Genomic DNA, 22,538 nt, shown 5'->3' with positions numbered 1-22,538 from the left:
GACATACGGGCACACGGAGCAGGGCGAAGCAGAGTTGGATCGACCAATCGGAAGGTCAGATTCACTTCCTGGGCGATGGGTTGATCCTTGCACGACGGGCGGGGGGCGGCGCAACCCCCCGGCGCCTGTTACAGCTCCTTGTCCGGTATGGGTAGTTGGCGCCTTTCGATCGCCGCGGCCATGATGTCGGGGAAGAGATCGGGGGTGCACGCGAAGGCGGGCGCACCGAGCGCGGCAAGCGCCGCGGCGTGCTCACGGTCGTAGGCGGGCGCGCCCTCGTCGGACAGCGCGAGCAGCGCGACGAACTGCACGCCGGACGCCTTCATCGCCGCGACACGGCCCAGCATCTCGTCGCGTATGCCGCCCTCGTACAGATCGCTGATCAGCACGACGACGGTGTCGGCGGGGCGGGTGATCTGCGACTGGCAGTAGGCGAGCGCCCGGTTGATGTCCGTGCCGCCGCCGAGCTGGGTGCCGAAGAGCACGTCCACCGGGTCGTCCAGCTCCTCCGTCAGGTCCACGACGGCAGTGTCGAAGACGACGAGCCGGGTGGCGAGGGAGCGCATCGAGGCCAGTACGGCGCCGAAGACGGAGGCGTAGACAACGGACGCGGCCATCGACCCCGACTGGTCGATGCACAGGATGACGTCCTTCTTCACCCCGCGTGCCGCGCGCCCGTATCCGATGAGCCGCTCGGGGACGACGGTCCGGTGCTCGGGGAGGTAGTTCTTCAGGTTCGCGCGGATGGTGCGGTCCCAGTCGATGTCGCGGTGGCGCGGGCGGCTGGTCCGGGCCGTGCGGTCGAGGGCGCCGGTGAGGGTGGCACGGGTGCGGGTGGCCAGCCGCTTCTCCAGGTCCTCCACGACCTTGCGGACGACGGCGCGGGCGGTGGTCTTGGTCGTCTCCGGCATCGCCTTGTTCAGCGAGAGCAGGGTCCCGACGAGATGGACGTCCGCCTCCACGGCCTCCAGCATCTCGGGCTCCAGGAGCAGGGTGGACAGGCCGAGCCTGTCGATGGCGTCACGCTGCATGACCTGGACCACGGAGGTGGGGAAGTATCGGCGGATGTCGCCGAGCCAGCGGGCCACGTGGGGCGCGGAGCCACCGAGCCCGGCCGAACGCGGTCCGCTCCCCGGGGAGCCGCCCCGGGCGGTGGCGGCAGCGCCGCCGCCGGGGCCCGTCCCGCCGCCCGCGCCGTAGAGCGCTTCGAGCGTGCGGTCCATCGCGGCGTCCTGCCCGCTCAGCGCGCACCCGGTCCCGTCGCCGCCCTGCCCGCCGAGCACCAGCCGCCAGCGGCGCAGCCGCTCGTCCGTCCCGGCCGCGGCGGGCGCGGGCGGTGTGGCTTCCCCGGTCGTCTCCCCGGTCATCCGGCCACCTCCGACGCGTGGTTGTCGTTATCGCGGTTGTCGTGGCTGTCGTCCAGGCCCAGGAGGAGGCGGACCGTCGGCAGGGCGGCCGCCGCGCGCTCCTCGTCCAGGCCGGGGCCGAACCCGGGCACGAGCGGGCCGCCGGCCGGGCGCGGACCGTCGGCCGCCGCCGGTCCGCGGCGGACCAGCTCACCGAGCGTGCGGCGCACCCCGGCGTCGTACGCCGCGAACGTGCGCCGCAGCAGCGGCAGTACGTCCGTGAACGCCTCCGCCGGAACGCCCGTGAGCCAGCCGTCGAGCAGGCCGAGCAGCCGTTCGTCGTGGACCAGGAGCATTCCGCCGCCCGCGCCGCCGCCCACGAACCCCTCGATCCAGGACGCCGCCTCGGCCGGTGCGGTGCCGGACGAGAGCACCAGGCCCATCAGCCGGGCCGCCTCGCCCTCGGCCAGCCTGCCGTCGTCCAGGAGCAGACGCGCGGCCCGGCCGCGGATCAGCCCTGAGACACCGTCACGTCCGGCGAGCGCGTGCAACACGGCGAGCCAGCGAGCCCGCAGCCCGCCGCCGGGCCGCCCACCCGCGCCGCCCGGGCTGTCCCCGCTGTCCGCCGCGCCGACCAGGTCGCCTCCAGCGCCCGCGCCGATCAGACCGCTCGGGCCGTCCGGGCCCGCTTCGGCGCGCTCCGCGCCGCCCTCCCGGATCTCGGCCAGCAGGCCGACGGCCTGGTGCACGGCCTCCAAGTGGCCGCGCATCTCGGCGGCGCCGTCCGCGTCGAGGCCGAAGCAGGCGGGCGGCAGCCCGACCAGGACGCGCTCGGCCAGCCCCACGGCGACCTCGGCCAGGGCGGCGGTGTCCGTGCCGCGCACGTCCCCGTAGCGCACCGACCGGACGAGCGCGGGCAGGGCCTGGGCGAGATGCCCGACGTCCGCGTCGAGCGCGGCCCGGTCGGCGAGCGCGCGCATCACGACCGGGAGGGCGTCGGGGAGCCCGGCGAGCAGACAACGCTCGGCCAGGTCCGTGACCTCGCCGAGGGCGGTGGCATCCACCGCCTTGGCCTCCGCCCTCGTCGTGGCGGCCGACAACACGGTGGTGCCCCACACTCCGGCCTCGGCGACCCGCACCGACAGCTCCGGCTCCCAGCGCAGCCGCCACGTCTCACGGAACGTGCCGGTGCTGCCGCGCGAGGCGGCCGGGGTCCCCCAGTCGACGCCGAGCAGCCGCAGCCGGTGCAGCAGGCGGCTGCGCGCGGCGTCGGTCTCCTTGCGCAGGTCCAGCTCCAGCTCTCGGTCGAGCGCCTCCGGCTTGAGCCGCAGCGAACGCTGCGTGCGCGCCAGATCCCGCTGGAGCGGAGTGGCGGGCGCCGACTCGGGCACCTCGCCCAGGACGTCCCCGACGACCAGCCGGTCGTGGACGAGCGCGAGCGGCACGTCGGAGCCCTCGCACATCACCGCCCGCACCGCGTCCATGGTCTCGGCGAGCCCGGCCAGCGGCCGGCCGCGCATGGCGGCTAGGGTCTCGGCGAGCCGTACGGCCTCGATGACATGCGCGGACGAGACGGCGAAGTCCTCGGCGCGCAGCAGCCCGGCGACCTTGGTCAGCCAGCGCTCCAGCGGACGGTCCGCGGTGTGGAAGAGATGGCTGTACCAGCCGGGGGAGGTGATCCCCGCGCCGTAGCCGCTGTGCCGGGCCAGCCGACGGTGTGTCCACGGCACCCAGCTGAGCTCGACCTTGACCTTCGGCAGCCCCTTGAGCAGCCCACGGTCGGCCGTCACGGTCGTCCGCCCGGCCAGCGCCGGGACGTGCCAGGCCCCGCACACGACGGCGACCCGGCCCCCGAACTCCCGCCGCGCCTCGCGCAGCCGCAGCCGCATCTGCGCCTCACGCGCGGCGTCGTGTTCATGTCCGCCGTGGCCGTATTCCGCGCGCAGAGCGGCCATGGCTTCGCCGAGCGCGGCGAACGACGCGACGGCACCCGCCGTGCCGGTGCCGCCCACCGCGCCCGTGCCGACGCCGCGGTGCTCGACGACGTCCTCCCACCAGCGCTCCGGCTCGTCGTATCCGGCGGCCTCCGCGAGCGCCCCCAGCGGATCCACCCGCAGCCGCCCGGCCGGATCCCCCTCCGGCACCTCGTCACCGGCCACCGGGACCTCACCACGCACGCCGCCCACGGCGACCGCGCGGGTCGCGTCGGCCAATCGGCCCGCCTCGTCCGGCCCGGCCGCGCCCTCCATACCGGCACGGGCGGCCATGGCCAGGGAGTTCGCCGCCGGGAGGTCGATGAACCGTACCGGGACGCCGCGGGACACGGCCCACTGGATGGCCACCCACTCCGGCGAGAACTCGGCCAGCGGCCAGAACGCGGCCTGTCCCGGGTCGCCCACCGCGTGGGCGAGCAGGGCCACGGGGGGCCGCATGCCCTCCTCCGCGGCGAAGCCGACGAGCGCGTCCGCCTCCGGGGGGCCCTCGATGAGCACGGCGTCGGGCTCGCACGCGTCGAGCGCCGCCCGTACCGCCCGCGCGGAGCCCGGGCCGTGGTGCCGTACGCCCAGGAGGAGCGGCCACGGCGGCTCGGCCGCGTCCGGCCAGGGCGGGGGCGCCGCGCGGCCCGGGGCGGCGCCACTCACGCGCTCACCTCACGGCACGCACGGTAGAAGTCCTTCCAGCCGTCCCGCTCGCGGACGACCGTCTCCAGATACTCCTGCCAGATGACGCGGTCCGCCGCCGGGTCGCGGACCACCGCGCCCAGCATGCCCGCGGCCACATCGCCCGCCCGCAGGACGCCGTCGCCGAAGTGGGCGGCGAGGGCGAGTCCGCCGGTGACCACGGAGATCGCCTCGGCCGTCGACAGCGTGCCCGACGGCGACTTGAGCTTGGTGCGCCCGTCTTCCGTCGCCCCTCCCCGCAGCTCGCGGAAGACCGTGACCACCCGGCGGATCTCGGCCACGCCCTCGGGGGCCGGGGGCAGGTCCAGCGAGCGGCCGATCTGGGCCACGCGGCGGGCCACGATGTCGACCTCCTCCTCCGCGGTCGCGGGCAGCGGCAGCACGACCGTGTTGAACCGGCGGCGCAGGGCGCTGGAGAGCTCGTTGACCCCCCGGTCCCGGTCGTTGGCCGTGGCGATCAGGTTGAAGCCGCGGACCGCCTGGACCTCCTCGCCCAGCTCCGGGATCGGCAGGGTCTTCTCCGAAAGGACGGTGATCAGCGTGTCCTGGACGTCGGCCGGGATACGGGTCAGCTCCTCCACGCGCGCGGTCATGCCCTCGGCCATCGCCCGCATCACCGGGCTCGGCACGAGCGCCTGGCGGCTGGGGCCGTGGGCGAGGAGCCGGGCGTAGTTCCAGCCGTAGCGGATGGCTTCCTCGGGCGTGCCCGCGGTGCCCTGGACGAGCAAGGTCGAATCGCCGCTGACCGCCGCCGCCAGGTGCTCGGAGACCCATGTCTTGGCCGTGCCGGGCACACCCAGCAGGAGCAGCGCGCGGTCGGTGGCGAGGGTCGTGACGGCGACCTCGACAATGCGGCGGGGGCCCACGTACTTGGGCGTGATCATGGTGCCGTCCGGCAGCGTGCCGCCGAGCAGGTATGTCGCGACCGCCCACGGCGACAGCCGCCAGCGGGCGGGCCGCGGGCGGTCGTCGGCCGCGGCGAGCGCCTTGAGCTCGTCGGCGAAGGTGTCTTCGGCGTGCGGGCGCAGGGCCTCGCCCCCGGCGGCCCCCGCCGTGCCGTCGGCGGCTTCGGCGGCTTTGGCGGCTTTGGCGGCGTCGGTGCCGCCGCGGATCTCAGCGGTCTCGGCGATCTCGGCGGTGTCGTCTCCGCTGGGCACAGGCACGGTCACAGCTCCCCCACGACTCGTCTCTCCGTCCGTTTCCGGACCCGTCGACCACCCTGCACCACACCACTGACAACCAGCCCGCTCGTCAACAAACCCGCAGGTCACAGTCGTTGTCAGTGGGCGCCCGTACCGTCGAGGACATGAATGCGCAGGGGGAACGCTGGACGGCGGAGCAGGTGCTGGCCCTGGCTCCTGACGCCGCCTCACGCAAGGCGGGCGGCAAGCTCGCCACGCCCGGCCCGTGGTCGGGGGCGGGGGCGCACGACCGGGGCGTGTGGGGGCTGTGCGCGGGCAGCGGCAGCAAGGCGTACCAGACCGTCGTCGATCTGGACGGGCCCGGCTATCGCTGCAGCTGCCCGAGCCGGAAGTTCCCGTGCAAGCACGCGCTCGGCCTGCTGCTCCTGTGGGCGGGCGGCGGGGGCGTCCCCGAGGCCGAGGCTCCGCCGGAGTGGGCCGGGCAGTGGCTGAGCGGGCGGCGGGAGAGCGCCGGGCGCAAGGCGTCCGCAGCCGCCGCGGAGGCCGCCGACGGGGCCGCCGGGGGGCAGAAGGAGCCGGGCGGCGTCGCCGATCCGGAGGCGGCCAGGCGGCGGGCCGAGCGGCGCGCCCAGCGCATCGCCGCGGGCGCCACCGAACTCGAGCAGCGCCTGGCGGATCTGCTCCGCGACGGCCTGGCCGGCGCCGACCACGCCGGTTACGCGACATGGGACGAGACGGCCGCGCGCATGGTGGACGCGCAGGCGCCCGGCCTGGAGGCGCGGGTGCGGGAGCTGGGCGCCATCCCGTCCTCCGGGCCGGGCTGGCCCGCGCGCCTGCTGGAGGAGTGCGCCCTGCTCCACCTGCTGAACCAGGGCTTCTTGCGCCTGGACCGGCTCCCGGAGGCGCTGGCCACCACGACCCGCTCGCGCGTCGGCCTCACCACGACCACGGCCGAGCTGCTGGCCTCCGGCGCCGCCGTCCGCGACCGCTGGCTCGTCCTCGGCCTGCAGGACAGCGCCGACGGCAGGCTGACGACGCGCCGGATCTGGCTGCGCGGCCAGGACACCGGCCGGATGGCCCTGCTGCTCTCCTTCGGCGCGGCCGGGCACTCCCCCGAACTGGCCCTGCCGGTCGGGATCGTGCTGGACGCCGACCTCACGTACTACCCGGCCGGGCGCCCGCTGCGCGCCGCGCTCGGCACCGACCGTCCGAACCTGCCGCCGTCCGCGGCACCGTCGACGTCGGTGACCCCCGTGCCTCAGGTGCCGCCGGGGAGTGACATCGCCTCGGCCCTGGTCGCCTACGGGGCCGCGCTGCGCGAGGACCCCTGGCTGGACGCCTGGCCGGCCGTCCTCTCGGGGGTGACCCCGATCCCGGGCGGCGAGGAAGGCTGGCAGCTGGCGGACACCCGGACCGGCTCCGCCCTGCCGATCGACCCCCGGTGCATGGGACGTACGGACCTGTGGCAGCTGACCGCGGTCTCGGGCGGCGGCCCCGTCACGGTCTTCGGCGAATGCGGCCACCGCGGCTTCGCCCCGATCACCACCTGGGATCCGAACCCCGTCCCGCTCCAGAGCCCGTCCGGCACCGGATCGACACCGCATGGAGGCATGCCGTGAGCACCACCGCGCCCTGGGACGACCTGGTCGCCGCCGCCCTGCTCGGCACCGAGCGCCGCACCCCGCCCGTCACCCCGCGCCCCGGCCAGGAGGCGCCCGCCGCCCTGCTGGACGCCGCCGCGCTCAGCACCGTACGGCGGCGGGCCGGGCTGCGCCCCGCCGCCGCCCGGCCGATTCCCTCCCCCGCGCCCGAGGACCCGCGCCCGCCCCTGCCCCCGGCCGCCCGCAGCCGACTGGCCATGCTGCTCGCCGGCCGCTCGGCCCCCGGCGGCGGCCGGCGCTCCGCGCCCGACCTCACCGAGCTGCTTCCGCAGTGGCTCACCATGGCCAACCAGCACGGTTACCGCGCGCCTGAGGCCCTCCTCCCTGCCCTGCTGGACGCGGCCCGCGCCCGCACCGATCTGCGCCCGGAGGCGCTCACGCTCGGCGGGCCGCGGGTCCTGTGGCTGGCCCGGCTGAACCCGGGGTGGAAGTTCGCGCTGCGCGGCGGCGGGGCCGGGCGCGCGACGGCACCGGCGGAGACCACAGCGGCAGGAGCGGCATCGGGAGAGGCGGCGGAAGCGGCCGGAGCACCCGGGCCCCAGGCTGCCGACGCTGCCACGGACCCCGCGGCCACGGCCGCATCCGCGGCCGACGACCCCACCGCGCCCGACAGTCCGGCCGTGCCCGCCGAGATACAGCGCCAGTGGGAGGACGGCCTGTTCGCCGAGCGGGTCTCGCTGCTGGCGGCGGTGCGCCACCGCGACCCGGAGCTCGGCCTCGCGCTGCTCGGCGGCACCTGGTCCACGGAGCGCGCCGAGGACCGGCTGATGTTCCTGGACTCGCTCCGCGACGAGCTCTCGCCCTCCGACGAGCCGTTCCTGGAGCAGGCCCTGGCCGACCGCAGCCGGAACGTCCGGTCCACGGCCACCGAGCTGCTGTCCGCCCTCCCCGGCTCGGCGCTGGCCTCCCGTATGGCCGAGCGGTCCCGTGCCTGCGTCGCCCTCGCCGCCGGGGTCATCGCCGTCGAGGCGCCGACCGAGTGCGACAGCGGCATGCAGCGCGACGGCGTCGTGGCCAAGCCCCCTTCGGGGCGCGGCGAGCGCGCGTGGTGGTTCGGCCAGTTGGTGGAGGCGACCCCGCTGGAGCGCTGGAGCGAGTGGTTCGGCGGGCGTGGTGCGGCCGAGATCGTGGCGCTGCCGGTCGCCGACGGCTGGCAGGCGGACCTTCAGGCGGCGTGGTGCCGGGCGGCTGTCCGGCAGCGAAACGTGGAGTGGTCCCGCGCCCTGCTCGGCGCGCCGTCCGCGCCGCCCACCGACGCGCCCGCCCCGGGCGCGTCGGGCCTCGGCGCTACGGGCGGAATCGGCGCCGCCGGCGGGGCCGCCCCGCCCGCCGCCGCCTCCTGGCGCGACCCGGCGAAGCTGCTGTCCGCCCTGCCGCCGGGCGAACGGGCCGAGTGGGTCGCGGACTTCATCGCGGCCCACGGGCTGTCCGACGCCTTCCGGCTGCTGGGGGTGTGCGCGGTGCCGTGGGCCGAGCCGCTGGGCCGGGCCGTCGTGGATGCGCTCGACATCGCCCGTGACGCGGGCAGCTACCCATGGAGCTTCAGCGGCGTCATGGGACTGGCCGAGCGCTGTCTGGACCCGGACCAGGCCGACCGGCTGGAAGTGCTCACCGCGATACCGGACGAGCCGGCGGACGGCTCACCCGGCGCCGGGGGCTACTGGTCGGAGGCGTTCCAGCGTCTGGTGGGCACGCTGCGGCTGCGCGCCGCGATGCGCCGCGAGCTCGAACCACCCCGCACAACGGCCACCGGCCCGGCACCGTCCCCGTAGTCGGACACGCTGACCGCACCACGGCACCTCATGCCGCGTCAGCAACCGTGGCGCCCGCCCGAGATCTGCGCCTGCGTCCCGCACCGCCGCCGCAGGGCGACCGCGCCGCGGTCGGTCGCGGCGGCCTGCCGAGCCCCGTGGCCCGGAAGGATTACGCGGCCACCGGCCGTACGTTCTCTTTGACCCACTCCACGATCGAGGTGGTCGTGGCCCCCGGGGTGAAGATCTCGGCCACCCCCCGCTCCTTGAGGAGCGGGATGTCCGCCTCGGGGATGATGCCGCCGCCGAACACCTTGATGTCCTCCGCGTCGCGCTCCCGCAGCAGCTCGAGCACCTTCGCGAAGAGCGTCATGTGCGCGCCGGAGAGGATGGACAGCCCGATCGCGTCGGCGTCCTCCTGGACCGCGGTGTCGACGATCTGCTCGGGCGTCTGGTGGAGGCCGGTGTAGATGACCTCCATGCCCGCGTCCCGCAGCGCCCGCGCGATGACCTTCGCCCCGCGGTCGTGACCGTCGAGCCCAGGCTTGGCCACCACCACACGGATCGGCCCGGTCACACCCATCGCAGCCTCCATGTCGTCATCCCACCCCGCGGTGCGTCGCGAGGATCTCGCCGACCGCGGTCGCGGGACGTAAACGTGAACGAACGTTATCTACAGCATCCCGCACGCGGCAGTTTCACGGCGCGCGGCGAGGGGGAAATCACACGTGGGACACATTCACCTCGGCCGCACCCGCCCCCGCCTCGCCCGCCGCGAGGCGGTCCTACGCATCGGGCCGGCCATCAGGGGAGCCGCAGCGGGGACCGTCGCACCGCGCAGCGCCGTCAGCATGAGCCGCCTGGCGCCGCGGTGCGACGGAGCGGTCGCACCGCACGACCAACGACGTCCACCACCGTCCACCCACTGCAGGCTTCCCGCGAGGGCTCACGGGGGCAGTGCCGCCCCCCGTGCGCCGTTCAGAAGGTCGGCCGTCATGGGCCTCACCCGGATCCGCGCTAGCGTCCCCGGCCTGGCGAAGCCGGGCACCTCCTCCTCTACCGCTCTTCGCGTTGCTGGCCGCTGCTGGCCGAACTTCGCATCCGGGTGTTCCGGACTGCCCCGCGAACGGTCTTCGGGGCCAGAGGGCGCGCTGATCCACCTCGGCGATCCGCGTCCCTCCGGTCGTACACAAGTCAAACCTCGCCGATGACAGGCACTCCGCTGTAACCGACCACATCAACGCATCACCCACAGGGAGCACGCAGTGACCAATCGTGACCAGTGGGCTACCGCAGGAGCGCCCGCCCGGGGACGCCTTTGTGCACACACTGGCCACCCTCGGCACTCCGCACTCCGCACTCCGGCACCCGGACCGCGCCATTGCTGTCCGCGCATCCGCTGGTCCGCCAGATGTGCCCGGATTCGGATGTGATCGAGGAATTACGGCTCCCCGCCCCCGATTGCCGTACTCGGTCATCAGCTTCTGGAGCGATCTGGATCAGCTGATGATCCCCGCGGAGACGGCCCGTATCGAGCATCCGGATCTACGGGTGCGCAGCGTCCGCGTCAGCGGACTCGGGCATCTCGCCCTCCCGGTGCACCATGCGGTCGCCGCCGGAGTCCGCGAGGCGCTGGACGCCGCCGACGGGGCACCGGCAGACGCTTCAGAGGCCGCTTCGGTTGCCTGAGGGGGCCGGAAGTTGCCGAACAGTAATCGAACACCCGGCCAAATTACGGCAGCCAGTCAACCGAAAGACGGCCAAATGCCCGTTCCGGCGTTACTCAAAACCTGATGAAGATTGTCGCCGTCCCGAACCGGCGGGTACAGTCGCCGCTAATTCTCCTGCTGTCGAGGCGAAAGAGAAGTTGGTGGTGAACGACCGTCACCCGTCGGGGATCACAACCTCGACCGTCCCCGCTCCTGACGCCTCATATCAGTACTACGAGGCCTACGACCAGCAGGGCACAGCGCACGGCCACGCCGGGTACGACGGATATTCCACCGGCAACTTCGACAGCCTCGCCGCCGCATACGGCGATGGCGACCCCCTCTTCGGCTCCCTCCCCGGCAGCCACGACGGCGGCTACGGGACCGGGCACGACGGATCCGCCAGCGGGCAGTACGACGCCACGCAGTGGGGCGCCGCCACCGGCACCTACGACGCCGGGACTTATGACTCCGGGACCTATGACACCACCGCGATGTCGGCCGGTTCCGGCTTTCCGCTGGCCGGCGCCATCCCGGCCCAGCAGGACTCGGACACCGGCGGCCAGTGGGACGCCTCCGCCTGGGACACCACCGGCCACCACGACCTGGCGGCCGCCCAATGGGACGCCACGGGGCAGCACGACACGTCGGGGGTCGACACCGGCCAGACCCAGTTCTGGGACATGAGCGCCTACGCGACCGTCGACGAGTCGCAGTACGACCAGGCCGGATACGGCCAGGGCGGGTACGACCAAGGCGGATACGACCAAGGCGGATACGACCAGAACGACCACGGCCACACCGGTCACAGCCACACCGACCACGGCCACAGTGAGTACCACCAGGACGGGTACGAGCACGGCGGATATCAGCAGCACGCCGAACAGCCGTACGCCGTCTCCGAGGGGGATCCGGAACCCGGGGCGGGGGCCGTGCACGAGGCCGAGACCCAGACCGCCTTCATGGCCCTGGACCTCGACTCACCCGAGGCCGAGGCCGAGGTCGACCCGGCCCGCATGGCCGACCCCGCCGACCCCGAAGGCGGCACGTCCGCCGACTCCGAGGACGCCGCGCCCCTGGTGGCATCGGTCCCCTCCCCCCGCCGGGACGGCGGCCGCAGCCGCCGCCGCGCCCCCGCGACCCGCCCCAAACGCTCGGCGCTGCTCACCGTCGCCGTTCCGTCCGTCTGCGCGCTGGGCGTCACCGCCGTGGCCGCCGCCTCCGTCGCCAACGTCGGCGACGACAAGAAGGACGCCAAGACCACCCAGGCCGCCCCGGACGCCCCGCCGGTCAAGGCCTCGGTCGCCAACAGCAAGCTGGACACCCAGCTCGCCGCGGGCCTCGAGGACGCCGACGACTTCCGGGACCGCGCCAGCCGCACCCAGGAGCGGATCGACCTCCGGGCGCGCCAGGCCGCCGAGCGCAAGCGCAAGATTCAGGAGGCCGCGCGCAAGGAGGCGCTGCGGCCGAAGTTCGCGCTGCCCGTCGCGCAGCACGGGCTGAGCGCCACGTTCGGCCAGGCGGGCATCAACTGGATGTCCCTGCACACCGGCATCGACTTCCCGGTCAGCTACGGCACGCCGGTCATGGCCGCGACCGACGGCACCGTGCGCACCCAGTGGAACGACGCCTACGGCAACATGGTCATATTGACCAGCCCGGACGGCACCGAGACCTGGTACTGCCACCTGAGCAGCGCCAAGATCCGGGCCGGCTCGGTCAAGGCCGGGGACGTCATCGCGTACTCCGGGAACTCCGGCAACTCCACCGGGCCGCATCTGCACTTCGAGGTGCACCCCGGCGGCGGCTCGGCCATCGACCCGCTGCCGTGGCTGCGCACCCACGGACTCGACCCGACCTGAGCGACCCAGGCGACCCACCGCGCCGCCGGTCGGCGGCGCGGTGCGCCCCCCTACAGCTTCTCCACCGGCGCGTACCGCAGCAGCAGCCGCTTCGGCTTCTCGTCGCCGAAGTCGATCGTCGCCTCCGCGTTGTCCCCGCTTCCCTTCACCGCGACGACGGTGCCGAGGCCGAACGAGTCATGGGTGACCCGGTCGCCGATGGCCAGCGCGACCACCGGCCGCTCCTTGGCCCGGCGCGTGGCGAAGCCACCGGCTCCGGCCCCCGCCCTCGAACGCGACGAGGACAGCGAGGACGCGACCCCGGCGGCGGCCCCGACCGCCCCCATCGACGCCGACGGGGTGGCGGGCCCGGTCCGCCGCCAGCGCACATACTGGTCCGGGATCTCCTCCAGGAACCGGGACGGCGGGTTGTACGCGGGCTGGCCCCAGGCGCTGCGCATCGTCGACCGGGTCAGATACAGCCGCTCGCGCGCCCGCGTGATGCCGACGTACGCCAGCCGCCGCTCCTCCTCCAGCTCCTTGGTCTGGCCGAGCGCGCGCATATGCGGGAAGACCCCGTCCTCCATGCCGCTGAGGAAGACCACCGGGAACTCGAGGCCCTTGGCGGTGTGCAGCGTCATCAGCGTGATGACCCCGGAGCCATCAGTGTCGTCGTCCGGAATCTGATCGGAGTCGGCGACGAGCGCGACCTGCTCCAGGAACTCCGCGAGCGTGCCCGGGTTCTCCTCGCCACGCTCCTGCTCGTACTCCAGGGCGACGGCCGCCAGCTCCTGGAGGTTCTCGATGCGGGTCTCGTCCTGGGGGTCCGTGGACGCCTGCAGCTCCGCCAGATAGCCCGTGCGCTCCAGCACCGCCTCCAGTACGGTGGCCGGCCCCGCCCCCGACTCGGCGATCGTGCGCAACTCCTCCATCAGCACGTTGAACCGCTTCACCGCGTTGGCCGAGCGGGCCGCCATGCCGTACGCCTCGTCGACCCGGCGCAGCGCCTGCGGGAAGGTGGTCTTCTCGCGCAGCGCCAGCGCGTCGATCATCGCCTCGGCGCGCTCGCCGATGCCGCGCTTGGGCACATTCAGAATCCGGCGCAGCGGGACGGAGTCCTCCGGGTTGGCCAGCACCCGCAGATACGCGAGGACGTCGCGGACCTCCTTGCGCTCGTAGAAGCGCACGCCGCCGACGACCTTGTACGGCAGCCCGACCCGGATGAAGATCTCTTCGAAGACACGGGACTGGGCGTTGGTCCGGTAGAAGACGGCGACGTCCCCGGCTCTGGCCTCGCCCGCGTCCGTCAGCCGGTCGATCTCGTCGGCGACGAACTGCGCCTCGTCGTGCTCGGTGTCGGCCACATAGCCGGTGATGGTCGCCCCGGCGCCGGCGTCGGTCCAGAGGTTCTTCGGGCGCCGGTTCTCATTGCGCTCGATGACGGCGTTGGCCGCGCTGAGGATCGTCTGTGTGGAGCGGTAGTTCTGCTCCAGGAGGATGGTCGTGGCGTCCGGGTAGTCCTCCTCGAACTGGAGGATGTTACGGATGGTGGCGCCCCGGAAGGCGTAGATCGACTGGTCGGCATCGCCCACCACGCACAGCTCGGCGGCCCCGAGCGCCTCGCCGTCGCCGCCCTCGCCCTGCCCGCCGTCGGCGGCGGCCACCGGGCCCGTCCCCACCAGCTCGCGCACCAGCGTGTACTGCGCGTGGTTGGTGTCCTGGTACTCGTCGACCAGGACGTGCCGGAAGCGGCGGCGGTAGTGCTCGGCGACGTCCGGGAACGCCTGGAGCAGATTGACCGTCGTCATGATGATGTCGTCGAAGTCGAGCGCGTTGGCCTCACGCAGCCGCGACTGGTACATCGCATACGCCTCGGCGAGCGTCTTCTCGAAGCCGTCCGAGGCCTGTCCGGCGAAGGTCTCCTCGTCGATGAGCTCGTTCTTCAGGTTGGAGACCTTGGCGCTGAAGGACTTGGGCGGATACCGCTTCGGGTCGAGGTCGAGGTCCCGGCACACCAGCGCCATCAGCCGCTTGGAGTCGGCCGCGTCGTAGATCGAGAAGGAGGACGTGAAGCCGAGCTTCTTGGACTCCCGGCGCAGGATGCGCACACAGGCGCTGTGGAAGGTCGACACCCACATGACCTTCGCGCGCGGCCCGACCAGCTCCTCGACCCGCTCCTTCATCTCACCCGCGGCCTTGTTGGTGAAGGTGATGGCGAGGATCTGGCCGGGGTGCACCTGGCGCGCGCCGAGCAGATACGCGATGCGGTGGGTGAGCACCCGGGTCTTGCCGGACCCGGCGCCCGCGACGATCAGCAGCGGCGAGCCGGTGTGCACCACGGCGGCCCGCTGCTGCTCGTTCATCCCCTCCAGCAGCGCGGCCGGGTCCACCGCGGGCCGCGCCGCGCCGTCGCGGTAGTACGCGTCCTTGGGGGCGGGCGCGTCGAACGCCCCGCCGAAGAGGTCGTGCGGGACGTCCTCGGCGGTGGGCCGGCCGTCGTCCTCGGGCGGCGGAGGCTCCTCGTCCGAGGGCCCGAGGTCCGCCAGGAAGCTGTCGTCAAAGAGGCTGCTCATCGCTCACCGAGTCTAGGCCGCCGCACTGACAGCGTACGTGCGGATATCACGAAACGGTTTCGGGGCAATTCGAACACAGACTTCACACAAGCCCCACGAGCCCGCTACCGTCCTGCGTCAGACGGTCCGGAACCCGTCGGCGACCGCGTCGACACGGGCTGTCTCCGCCGAGTCCGGCCCCGCCGCGAGGCAGCCGGAGCCGGGGACCCAGACGTACCACTGGGGTGAATCGGGCCACGCGGCGACGCCAACCGTCCGCCGCACGGCCCGTAGGGCAGCCTTCCGACGCCCGAACCCGACAGCTAACCCGGTAGGCGGTCCACGGAAGGAGTCGCCTCCTTTGGCGTCGCACCGCAAGCCGCGGACCCGAATACTGGACTCGGCCACCGGCCGCCGCACGGCCGTCGGGGTCACCACGGCCGCCCTGGCCTCCGTCACCCTCCTCTCCCAGACGGCGAGCGCCGAGCCCGGCAAGCCCAAGCCGACGGTCGAAGAGGTCAAGAAAAAGGTCGACACGCTCTACCACCAGGCCGAATCCGCGACCCAGAGCTACAACGCCGCCAAGGAGCGCACCGGCGAGCAGCGCGCCAAGGTCGACCGGCTGCTGGACAGCGTCGCCAAGCGCACCGAGAAGCTGAACGAGGCACGGCGCAAGCTGGGCAGCTACGCGGCGGCGCAGTACCGCGACGGCGGCATGGCCTCCAGCACCGCGACCCTGCTGTTCGCCTCCGACCCGCAGGACTTCTTCGACCAGTCCCATCTGATGGACCGGCTGACCGGCGAGCAGAAGCAGGCCGTCGACGACTTCCTGTCGCAGCAGGCCAAGGCCGCCAAGGAGCGTATGAAGGCCGGCGAGAGCCTGGCCTCGCTGACCCGGTCGCAGCAGCAGCTGAAGACCAGGAAGAAGACCGTCCAGGACAAGCTCACCCAGGCCCGTCAGCTGCTGTCGAAGCTGACCGCCGAGGAGAAGGCGCGGCTGGCGGCGATCGAGAAGAAGAAGGAAGAGGAGGCTCGGCGCAAGGCGGCGGAGCTGGCGCAGAAGCAGCGGGAGGCGGCGGCCAAGCGGCAACAGGAGCAGCAGCAGAACCAGGGCAGCGGCTCGGGGTCCTCGGGATCCACCGGCTCCTCGGGGTCTTCGGGCTCCTCCGGCTCGTACGCCACCAAGGCCGACAAGGCCATCGCCTTCGCGCGGTCGCAGCTCGGCAAGCCGTACGTCTGGGGCGCGACCGGCCCCAACTCCTACGACTGCTCGGGGCTCACCCAGGCCGCCTGGAAGGCCGCCGGGGTCTCACTGCCGCGCACCACCTGGGACCAGGTGAAGGTCGGCACCCGCGTGTCGACCTCCGACCTCGAGCCGGGCGATCTCGTCTTCTTCTATGACGACATCAGCCATGTCGGCCTCTACATAGGCGACGGGATGATGATCCACGCCCCGAAGCCGGGCGATGTGGTCAAGATCGCGCCGATCACCGAGATGCCGATCTACGGGAGCGTCCGCCCCGCGTAGCGGCTGCCCGGGTCCCGGAGGGCTCTCCGGGACCCGGACGGCGGCGGCTCAGGTGCCGGGCTTGCGGCCGTAGACGTACACGTCGTCGCCGTTGCGCAGCAGGCTCCAGTACTTCTTGGCGTCGCTCTTGCGCATGTTGACGCAGCCGTGGGAGCCGGGCGGCGACCACACGCTCCCCGCGATGGAGTGGAAGGCCTGGCCGCCATCGAAGAACTGGCTGTACGGCATCGGGACGTCGTAGATCGTCGACCAGTGGTCGATGTTCCGCCAGTAGATCTTCTTCAGCCCGCCCCGGGTCTCATACCGGTCGCGGCCGGTGCGCACCGGCACCGGGCCGTACACCAGCCGCGAGCCGTCCTGGATCCAGCTCAGCTGGCGGGTGAGGTCCACGCAGGCGATGCGGCCCTTGTTGGTGGGGCACTTTTTCGCCTTGTTCGGGTTGTGCCCGGCCGCCTTCTGCGAGTTGATCAGCTTCATCACGCCCCAGGTGACCGGCCCGGCGTAGCCGATGGTCGGGCTGATGCCGTGGTTGACCTGGAACTTCTGAATCGCCAGACAGTCCGTCCGCGACTGCCGCCCGTCCACCGGGCGGCCCAGGAACTTCTCCACCTGTTTCTGGTACGGCCCGATGCTCGTCGTGCACGACGAGGCGGCCTGCGCCGGAGTGCCGAGCGCGACCGCCAGCGGCACCACCATCCCCGCTACCCCCAAGGCCACGCCCGTACGGCGGCCCCATCCCGCAAGTACCCCCACTGCCCGCTCCCTTCGCCTGCCTTACCTGGTGAGACAGACAGTGGGGCCAACAGGTTGTGCGGAACCTGACAGTCACTCGCGGGCTCGTACGCGGGTGCGGCGTGCGCGTATCAGGTCCACAGGACGGCGATGAAGATGTTGGCCGTGGTCAGCAGCCCCACCGCGCCGAGGGCCGCCGACTCGACCTTCTCCTCGTCGCGCTTCACATAGACCAGCCCCAGGATCACGATCAGCAGCGCCAGCTTCACACCGATCTTGATGTTGTTGACGCTGTTGTCGTCGGCCTGGTTGAGCCCCACCAGCGCGGCACCGGTCACCAGCATGGTCAGCGCGCCGTGCAGCATCCCCGGGGTCATCCGCCCCTCGCCCGCGCGCATCGGCTTCAGCTGCGCCAGGAAGCCGCCGAGCAGCGCGGCGATGCCGACGATGTGCAGCCCGACGAAGACATTGATGAGGACGTCCATGGTTGGCGAGCGTAGCCCTGCCCATAGCAGCCCCCGGCAACCGGGTGGGTCACGATCGTCGCTTCGATCACGGCCGCCCCGCGAATCATCGACGGCCGTGCGCCGGGCGGTCGGTTATGGGCAGCAGGACACCGAATCCGTCCACTCCCGTTCATCGCACCGCCCGCCCGTGCCCGCCCGCCTAGCTTCCTCCCCCAGGTGGCAGTCCGCTTCCCGTCAACCGAGGGTCCCCGCCTCATGGGCGGGCTGCCACCTGCCAGATATGCGCAGGACCGCGATGAAAAGGGAAGGTGACCCGCCGCCGTGGCGTCGCACAGGAAGCCCAAGCAGCGCTCGCTCACGGGCGGGACCGCCTGGACCGCCGCCGTCGCCCTCGCGGGGGCCGCCGCCACCGCCATGAGCGGCACCGGCCACGCCGAGACCCGCCTCACCACCGCCCAGGTGAGGGAGAAGGTGGACCGGTACCAGCGGGAGGCCGAGGAGGCCAACGAGAAGTACAACGGCGCGAAGGAGAAGGCGGGCAAGGCCCGCCAGGCGCTCGACCAGCTGCGCGACGAGGCGGCCCGCAGAACGGCGCGGCTGAACGCCTCGCGCAACGCGCTGGGCGCCTTCGCCGCCGCCCAGTACCGCTCCGGCACCGTCGCGCCCACCCTCCAGCTCGCGCTGTCCTCCTCCCCCGAGCAGTATCTGCGGCGCGCCTCGCTCGCCGACCGCGTGGGCAGCCGCCAGGCCGCCGCCGTCGCGGGCCTCTCCCGCCAGGCCCGGAAGTTACGCCAGGTACGCGGCGAGGCGCAGGACCGGCTCGACCAGCTGCGCGGAGCCCAGGCGGCGCTCGCCCGGCACAAGGGCGCCGCCCGGAAGAAGCTCGCCGCCGCCCAGGCCCTCCTCGACCGGCTGACCAGCGAGCAGCGCCGCCGCTACGAGGCCCAGAAGGCCCGCGAGGCTCAGGAGGCCCGGGCAGCTCAGAAGGGCCGGGAGGCTCAGGGCACCCGGACCGGCGCCGCGCCGTACACCACGTCGGGCCGCGCGGCCCGCGCCGTCTCATACGCGTACGGGGCGCTCGGCAAGCCGTACATCTGGGGCGCGACCGGCCCGCACGGCTACGACTGCTCGGGGCTCACCCAGGCCGCCTGGCAAGCCGCCGGGGTGGCCCTGCCGCGCACCACCTACACCCAGATCAACGCGGGCCGACGGGTCTCGCGCACCGAGCTGGCCCCAGGCGACCTGGTCTTCTTCTACGCGGGCGTCAGCCATGTCGGTCTCTACATCGGCGGCGGCCGCATGATCCACGCCCCGCGCCCCGGCGCGCCCGTCCGCGTGGCGCCGATCGACCAGATGCCGTTCGCGGGGGCGACCCGCCCCGCGTAGGGGCGGCCGGTGGTTCCGGGCCAAGACGACGAGAAGGGATTTCTGGATGAAGGGCAAGGAGGCCCGGTCGTGATAAGGACCTACAAGTTTCGCCTCCGCCCCACCGTCCGCCAGGAGCAAGCCCTTCGCGAGATGCTGCGAGACCACTGCCGCATGTACAACGCCGCGTTGCAGGAGCGGCGGGATGCCTACCGGCACAGCTCGAAGACGAGCATCACCTATGGGCAGCAGTCAGCGCAGCTCAAGGAGATCCGGGCAGTCGACCCTGATCAGGCGCGCTGGTCGTTCAGTTCTCAGCAGGCCACGCTCCGCCGGTTGAACAAGGCGTTCGCCGCATTCTTCCGCCGCGTGAAGGCCGGTGACAAGCCCGGCTACCCACGTTTCAAGGGCGTCGGGCACTTCGACACAGTGGAGTTCCCGAGGGACGGCGACGGCTGCCGCTGGGACTCCAGTCCGCACGACCGTCAGACCCGCGTACGCCTGCAAGGCGTCGGACACGTCCGCGTACACCAGCACCGGCCGGTGCGCGGGCGAGTCAAGACGATCAGCGTCGGGCGTGAGGGCGTGCACTGGTATGTGATCCTCGCCTGTGACGAGGTACCCGCCGAACCGCTTCCGGCCACGGGGGCGATCGTCGGCATCGACATGGGCACGGTGCACTTCTTCACCGACTCCAACGGAGCGCACAAGGAGAACCCGCGCTTCCTGAACAAGTCGGCTGAAGCCCTGGCCGAAGCACAACGGTGCCTGAGTACCTTCCCCGAGCGCACCCAGCACCGCACGAAGAAGCATTGCGCTGCGGCCCGGAAGGCCGCGAAGCTGCACGCGAAGATCAGGCGGCAGCGACTCGACCACCATCACAAGACGGCGAATGAACTGGTCCGCGATCATGACTTGATCGCCCACGAGAAACTGAATACAGCGGGCATGACCAAGACGCCCGCGCCCAAGCCCGACCCCGACAACGTCGGCGCCTTCCTCCGGAACGGCGCCGCCGCGAAGTCCGGGCTGAACCGCAGTATTCTGGACGCGGGTTGGGGGACGTTCCTGAGAATCCTGACGGACAAGGCTGAGAGCGCCGGTCGTCGAGTGATCGTGGTGGACGCCCGCAACGCCTCCCGCACATGCCCCGAATGCGGGCACGCAGCGAAGGAGAACCGCATCACCCAAGCGAAGTTCGAATGCGTCTCCTGCGGCTTCCTCGCGAACGCCGACCACGTGGGCGCACGGAACGTCCTCAACAGGGCCGGGCCGGCCCTCCGCAACGCTGCTTAGCCAGCGATGCAGGAAGCCTGCGACTTCAGTCGTCGGCGGAGTCACGGTCAAGGACACGCTGGATGCGGCCGCTTGACGCATCAGCCTCGGGTAGCGGCTACACCCAGGCCAGCGGTCGCGCCCCGATTCCCTGCGCGCTCAAGTCCCGGAAACAAGGTCGGGGGTGAGCGCGGCGGGGGTCTCGGCCCCGAGCAGGGTCATGGTGTGGGCGAGTTCGGCGGTGAGCCGGTCCACGGCCTCCTGGACCCCGGCGGCCCCCTCCGTCGCCAGCCCCCACAGCGCCGGGCGGCCGACGAACACCGCGCGGGCGCCCAGCGCGAGGGCCGCGGCGATGTGCTCGCCGCGGCGCACCCCGCTGTCGGCGTAGACCTCGACGCCGCTGCCCGCGAGCGCCTCGGCCACCCGGGGCAGCGCGGACGCCGAGGTCACGCTGCGGTCGAGCTGGCGGCCGCCGTGGGTGGAGACCACCACGCCCGCGCCCCCGTGGTCCGCGACGACCTTGGCGTCGTCCGCCCGCAGCACGCCCTTGACCACGACCGGGAGCCCGCTGGTCTCGTGCAGCCAGCCGATCAGGTCCGGCGTCAGGTCCGGCTCGCTCTGGACCTCTTCGCGCGGGAGCACCTGGCGGCCCGCCAGGTTGACCAGGCGCACGGTCGGGTCGAGGTCGGCGGCCCGCTGCCGGTCCCCGCGGCGGCCGAGCACCGGCAGGTCGACGGTGAACAGCAGGGCGCGGGCGCCGTGGTGGGCGGCGCGCCGGACGAGTTCGGCGGTCAGGCCGCGGTCGCGGGTGACGTACACCTGGTACCACCAGGGAGCGCCCGAGGCGGCGACGTCCTCGAAGCGGCTGGCGGTCCAGGTCGTCACGCCCAGCAGGGACCCGGCGCCGGCCGCGCCCTTGGCCATCTCCCGCTCCCCGTCGGGGTGGGCGTACTCCTGGCCCGCCATGGGGGCGACGAGCACCGGGGTGGCGACCTCGGTGCCCAGCACCGTCGTACGGGTGGTGCCGCCGGACACGCGGCGCAGGACGTGCGGCAGCAGCCGCAGCACGTCCCAGTCGCGCAGCCCCTCGTCCCGGGTGATGTCACGCCCGGCGCCGGAGGCGTAGTAGGTGTAGGCGTGCGGCGGCAGCCGCCGCTCCGCTTCGGCCTCCCAGGTCTGCCACCACTCGGGTTCCGGTTCCGGTTCCGCTTCTGTTGACCGTCCCGCAGTGCCCATCTCCCCTGCCTCCCCCCTGCCCGCGATCACAGGAAGCGGGCAGCTCAGGCAAGTTATTCACACGATCCGGGGGCCGGAAACGCATGCGGCCACGGGCCGGCCCGGCCGCGGGCGGCGCGCTACGCGTTCATCCCGTGGGCGGGACGGACTTCGGCTCCTCGCTGAACCACGTGCGGTAGGCCGCCGCGTACAGGCCGTTGCGGCCCGCGTCGGCCAGCGCCGCGTCGATCTGCTTCAGCAGTGCGGAATTGCCCTTCCGTACCGCGAACATGGCCTGGTAGGTCTTGCCGAACTCGGCCGTGATGTGCAGGTTCGACTCCTTGTGCAGGGCCGCGAAGTACTTCGCCTGGCCGTTGCCGAGTACGACGGCGTCGACGCGTCCGCTCGTCAGCATGCCGAGCAGCAGTTCGTCCTGTTCGACCCGCTGCACGGTGATCTTCTTGCTGTGCTTGTCGTTGTAGGTGTCGATGTCGTCCGGGAATTCGGGCGTGGTCGTCCTGGCGCCGACCCGCTTGCCGACCAGCTCGTCGAGCGAGGCGTAGCGCGCGTCGCCCTGGACGAGGATCGCGCTCTTGCGCGTGAAGTACGGGACGCTGAACGACATCTGCGGGAAGGCGGCCTTGGAGTCCGTGGATATGCCGCCGATCACGTCACACCACTTCTGCTTCAGCGCCTCCCCGTTGTAGACCTTGTCGACCGGGACGTTGCCGTTGAACTGGGGCACGGCATTGATCCGCTGGCCGATCAGGCTCAACATCTCGACGTCGAAGCCCTTGACTTGGCCGACCGTGGCGCCGTTCGAGGACGGCACCTCACCGCTCGACGTGAGGAACGGCGTCTGCGCCGCGCCTCTGCACACCGTCAGCCGGCCTTTGTTCCGCAGCCCCGGGTTTGTACCCGCAGGCATTTTCGCCATCGTGCCGGTCGGCGAGGGAACCGCGGTGGGCGTCTTGGTGGCGGACGTGGGGCTCTGGCTCTTCGTGGCGGCGGGCCCGCCGGATGCCTCCTTCTGGCCACCCTCCGTGCCGTCTTTGCAGGCGCTGGTGAACAGCAGCGCCCCCACCGTCAAGGCACATCCCGCGACCATCCGCGCATTCATCCCGATTCCTCCGCCCGTTGGCCGGAGGCGACCGTTCTACCCCCGTGCGTGGCCGATTTCTACCACACGGGCACCGACTCCGACCGGCCCGGATCACCACCGGGGTGGGTCCAATGAGTTCGAGCCGCCGGCCGGCTCGGCGGCGCAGACAGT

15 protein-coding genes, 1 pseudogene and 1 riboswitch are annotated in these 22,538 nt (G+C 72.7%); of the genes and pseudogenes, 7 read left to right on the top strand and 9 right to left on the bottom strand.

Features of this window, described 5'->3' with window-relative positions; all coding sequences use genetic code 11:
• Window positions 1-128: 128 nt before the first annotated feature.
• The 3 genes from PV419_RS17530 to PV419_RS17520 are packed head-to-tail and all read right to left on the bottom strand — an operon-like array spanning window position 129 to window position 5,055.
• A complete protein-coding gene (locus tag PV419_RS17530; protein WP_319689625.1) occupies window positions 129-1,367 on the bottom strand; it encodes a VWA domain-containing protein in 1,239 nt (412 codons plus the stop codon).
• Window positions 1,364-3,988, bottom strand: coding sequence for a DUF5682 family protein (locus PV419_RS17525; protein ID WP_415925318.1), 2,625 nt, complete (start codon window positions 3,986-3,988; stop codon window positions 1,364-1,366). The genes PV419_RS17530 and PV419_RS17525 overlap by 4 nt, the downstream gene beginning before the upstream one ends.
• On the bottom strand, window positions 3,985-5,055 hold the full coding sequence (locus tag PV419_RS17520) for an AAA family ATPase (protein WP_319690006.1): 1,071 nt from the start codon (window positions 5,053-5,055) through the stop codon (window positions 3,985-3,987). Before PV419_RS17520 ends, PV419_RS17525 begins: the two co-directional genes overlap by 4 nt.
• A 278-nt stretch (window positions 5,056-5,333) precedes the next feature.
• On the opposite strand from PV419_RS17520, the gene PV419_RS17515 reads away from it, so the two are divergent.
• Together PV419_RS17515 and PV419_RS17510 are read left to right on the top strand one after the other, a co-directional pair.
• Window positions 5,334-6,788, top strand: coding sequence for an SWIM zinc finger family protein (locus tag PV419_RS17515; RefSeq protein WP_319689624.1), 1,455 nt, complete (start codon window positions 5,334-5,336; stop codon window positions 6,786-6,788).
• A complete protein-coding gene (locus PV419_RS17510; protein WP_319689622.1) occupies window positions 6,785-8,602 on the top strand; it encodes a DUF5691 domain-containing protein in 1,818 nt (605 codons plus the stop codon). Before PV419_RS17515 ends, PV419_RS17510 begins: the two co-directional genes overlap by 4 nt.
• Window positions 8,603-8,753: 151 nt before the next feature.
• Here PV419_RS17510 and PV419_RS17505 read toward each other — a convergent pair whose 3' ends face one another.
• Entirely contained in the window at window positions 8,754-9,164 is a 411-nt protein-coding gene (locus PV419_RS17505) for a cobalamin B12-binding domain-containing protein (protein ID WP_319689620.1), read from the bottom strand.
• 713 nt (window positions 9,165-9,877) lie between these two features.
• On the opposite strand from PV419_RS17505, the pseudogene PV419_RS17500 reads away from it, so the two are divergent.
• Window positions 9,878-10,270 (top strand): annotated as a pseudogene (locus PV419_RS17500) (lipase); the annotation flags it as partial.
• A 184-nt stretch (window positions 10,271-10,454) separates the two neighbouring features.
• Window positions 10,455-12,152 (top strand): M23 family metallopeptidase, encoded by a 1,698-nt coding sequence (locus tag PV419_RS17495; RefSeq protein ID WP_319689619.1) that lies wholly within the window; start codon window positions 10,455-10,457, stop codon window positions 12,150-12,152.
• 50 nt (window positions 12,153-12,202) lie between these two features.
• Here PV419_RS17495 and pcrA read toward each other — a convergent pair whose 3' ends face one another.
• Window positions 12,203-14,704 (bottom strand): DNA helicase PcrA, encoded by a 2,502-nt coding sequence (pcrA, locus tag PV419_RS17490; RefSeq protein WP_319689618.1) that lies wholly within the window; start codon window positions 14,702-14,704, stop codon window positions 12,203-12,205.
• Between the two features lie 155 nt (window positions 14,705-14,859).
• A riboswitch (cyclic di-AMP (ydaO/yuaA leader) is annotated at window positions 14,860-15,037 on the top strand.
• Between the two features lie 7 nt (window positions 15,038-15,044).
• Between pcrA and PV419_RS17485 the strand changes: the two genes are divergently transcribed.
• Window positions 15,045-16,211 (top strand): NlpC/P60 family protein, encoded by a 1,167-nt coding sequence (locus PV419_RS17485; RefSeq protein ID WP_319689617.1) that lies wholly within the window; start codon window positions 15,045-15,047, stop codon window positions 16,209-16,211.
• A gap of 48 nt (window positions 16,212-16,259) precedes the next feature.
• On the opposite strand, the gene PV419_RS17480 is transcribed toward PV419_RS17485, so the two are convergent.
• Together PV419_RS17480 and PV419_RS17475 are read right to left on the bottom strand one after the other, a co-directional pair.
• A complete protein-coding gene (locus PV419_RS17480) occupies window positions 16,260-16,907 on the bottom strand; it encodes a L,D-transpeptidase (protein WP_319690003.1) in 648 nt (215 codons plus the stop codon).
• A 167-nt stretch (window positions 16,908-17,074) separates the two neighbouring features.
• Complete coding sequence (locus PV419_RS17475) at window positions 17,075-17,428, bottom strand: hypothetical protein (protein WP_319689616.1); 354 nt, start codon at window positions 17,426-17,428, stop codon at window positions 17,075-17,077.
• Between the two features lie 303 nt (window positions 17,429-17,731).
• On the opposite strand from PV419_RS17475, the gene PV419_RS17470 reads away from it, so the two are divergent.
• Together PV419_RS17470 and PV419_RS17465 are read left to right on the top strand one after the other, a co-directional pair.
• A complete protein-coding gene (locus PV419_RS17470) occupies window positions 17,732-18,796 on the top strand; it encodes an NlpC/P60 family protein (protein WP_319689614.1) in 1,065 nt (354 codons plus the stop codon).
• Window positions 18,797-18,865: 69 nt separating this feature from the next.
• Window positions 18,866-20,071 (top strand): transposase, encoded by a 1,206-nt coding sequence (locus PV419_RS17465; protein WP_319689999.1) that lies wholly within the window; start codon window positions 18,866-18,868, stop codon window positions 20,069-20,071.
• A 138-nt stretch (window positions 20,072-20,209) separates the two neighbouring features.
• Here the strand turns inward: PV419_RS17465 and PV419_RS17460 are convergent, their stop codons facing one another.
• Entirely contained in the window at window positions 20,210-21,286 is a 1,077-nt protein-coding gene (locus tag PV419_RS17460; protein WP_319689612.1) for an alpha-hydroxy acid oxidase, read from the bottom strand.
• Between the two features lie 127 nt (window positions 21,287-21,413).
• Window positions 21,414-22,385, bottom strand: coding sequence for a transporter substrate-binding domain-containing protein (locus PV419_RS17455; RefSeq protein WP_319689611.1), 972 nt, complete (start codon window positions 22,383-22,385; stop codon window positions 21,414-21,416).
• Between the last annotated feature and the right edge of the window lie 153 nt (window positions 22,386-22,538).

Source organism: Streptomyces sp. ME19-01-6 (assembly GCF_033793745.1).
Taxonomy (GTDB): Bacteria; Actinomycetota; Actinomycetes; order Streptomycetales; family Streptomycetaceae; genus Streptomyces.
The sequence above is the reverse complement of the archived record's forward strand: the minus strand, read 5'-3'. Positions and strand labels throughout refer to the sequence as shown.